Genomic DNA, 1,655 nt, shown 5'->3' with positions numbered 1-1,655 from the left:
CGCTCCTCTCTCCGGACAAGCACTCCCCGCGATCTCGGTTATCGCGGGCTGTTGTCGTTGCCGGAATCAGGCGCCGGCGAAGACCTTGCCGTTGCGCGCCTTCGGGAAGCGGGTCTGGTTGGCGACCCAGCCCGCCATCTTCTTCCAGTGCGACGCGACCGGGGTCACGACGGAGACCAGCTCGCGGTTCCACTCGTCGGTCTCGGCGAGGCCGTCGACCCGCTCGACCAGGGCCTTCGCGGTCGCCATATCGGCCACCACGCGGTCGCCGAGGATGCCGTCGGCGCCGACCAGCGTGATGCGCACGCCCTGCTCGCCGAGGTACTGCAGCACGGCCGTCCCCGAACCACCGTGCTCGGCGACGAACTTGACGACGGACTTCTCGACCTCGGCAGGCACCTTCACGGCGACGGGGGCGGCGGTGGTAGCACTCATGGCCGTGAGTTTACCGGCCGGTAGTTGCGAGTCCACCCCCGAGTGGCGTCGAACACCAGGTGTACAAAGGAGACTCATGCGCGCGATTCAGGTTTCCGAGCACGGTGGTCCCGAGGTCCTGCGGTACGTGGAGGTGGCGGATCCGCAGATCGGGCCCGGTCAGCTGCTGGTCGACACCCAGGGTGTGGGCGTCAACTACATTGACATCTACTTCCGCACCGGACAGTATCCGCAGGCTACTCCTTATATACCTGGATCCGAAGGCACCGGCATCGTGGCAGCGGTCGGCGCGGAGGTCACCGAGTTCGCGGTCGGTGACCGGGTGGCGTGGGCCGCGGCGCCGGGCAGCTACGCGGACAAGGTCGCCGTCGACGCAGCCCTGGCGGTGAAAGTGCCCGACGCCGTCGAACCGATCGTCGCGGCGGCCGCCCTGCTCCAGGGCATGACCGCGCACTACCTGGTCGAATCGGTGTTCCGCCCCGAACCCGGCGATCCGGTGCTCATCCACGCGGGCGCGGGCGGCGTCGGGCTGCTGCTCACCCAGATGGCCGCCGCCAAGGGCGCGCGGGTGATCACCACCGTCTCCACCGACGACAAGGAGAAGCTGTCGCGCCAGGCCGGCGCCCGCGAGGTCCTGCGCTACAGCGACGACCTGGCCGCGCAGGTCCGCGAGCTGACCGACGGCGCCGGTGTCGCCGCGGTCTACGACGGCGTCGGTGCCAGCACCTTCGAAGCCAGCCTCGCCTCGCTGCGCGTCCGCGGCACCCTGGCCCTGTTCGGCGCGGCCAGCGGCGCGGTCCCCCCGTTCGACCCGCAACGCCTCAACCCGGCCGGTTCCCTCTGGCTGACCCGCCCGTCCCTGGGCGCCTACACCCGCGACCGCGCCGAATTCCTGTGGCGCGCAACCGATGTCTTCGACGGCATCGCCGCGGGCACGCTGACCTTCCGGATCGGCGCGACCTACCCGCTCGCGGACGCCGCCCAGGCCCACCGAGATCTCGCCAGCCGCAAGACCACCGGTTCCATCGTCCTGCTGCCGTAGCCGCACACTATCGGCCCAGCCCAGGTCGGCACCCCGCCGCGCCACCCCGGGTGCCGGTCGGCGGGGACGTCCTGCTCTGCGACTCTGTGGCCGAGCCGGGCGACGCAATGGCCAGGCCAGGCGCGCGACGGTAAGCCAGACGGCTCGATGTCCCCGCCAAACGCGCGTTGGTTTGCCA

General features: G+C 70.7%; 2 protein-coding genes. One reads left to right on the top strand and one right to left on the bottom strand.

The genetic code is table 11. The features are described 5' to 3' along the window. Positions 1-66 precede the first annotated feature (66 nt). Positions 67-435: a hypothetical protein gene (locus ACFWPJ_RS32215; RefSeq protein WP_378857217.1), complete on the bottom strand. Its 369-nt coding sequence runs from the start codon at positions 433-435 to the stop codon at positions 67-69. A gap of 76 nt (positions 436-511) precedes the next feature. Here ACFWPJ_RS32215 and ACFWPJ_RS32210 point away from each other — a divergent pair, with 76 nt between their 5' ends. Next, entirely contained in the window at positions 512-1,477 is a 966-nt protein-coding gene (locus ACFWPJ_RS32210) for a quinone oxidoreductase family protein (protein ID WP_378857215.1), read from the top strand. Positions 1,478-1,655: the final 178 nt, after the last annotated feature.

The organism is Nocardia sp. NPDC058497 (assembly GCF_042720195.1).
Taxonomy (GTDB): domain Bacteria; phylum Actinomycetota; class Actinomycetes; order Mycobacteriales; family Mycobacteriaceae; genus Nocardia.
This window is presented reverse-complemented; position numbering and strand designations above follow the sequence as displayed.

Excerpts from the sequence above, each read along its gene's own strand:
- ACFWPJ_RS32215 (WP_378857217.1), bottom strand. The coding sequence starts at position 435 with ATGAGTGCTACCACCGCCGCCCCCGTCGCCGTGAAGGTGCCTGCCGAG.
- ACFWPJ_RS32210 (WP_378857215.1), top strand. The coding sequence starts at position 512 with ATGCGCGCGATTCAGGTTTCCGAGCACGGTGGTCCCGAGGTCCTGCGG.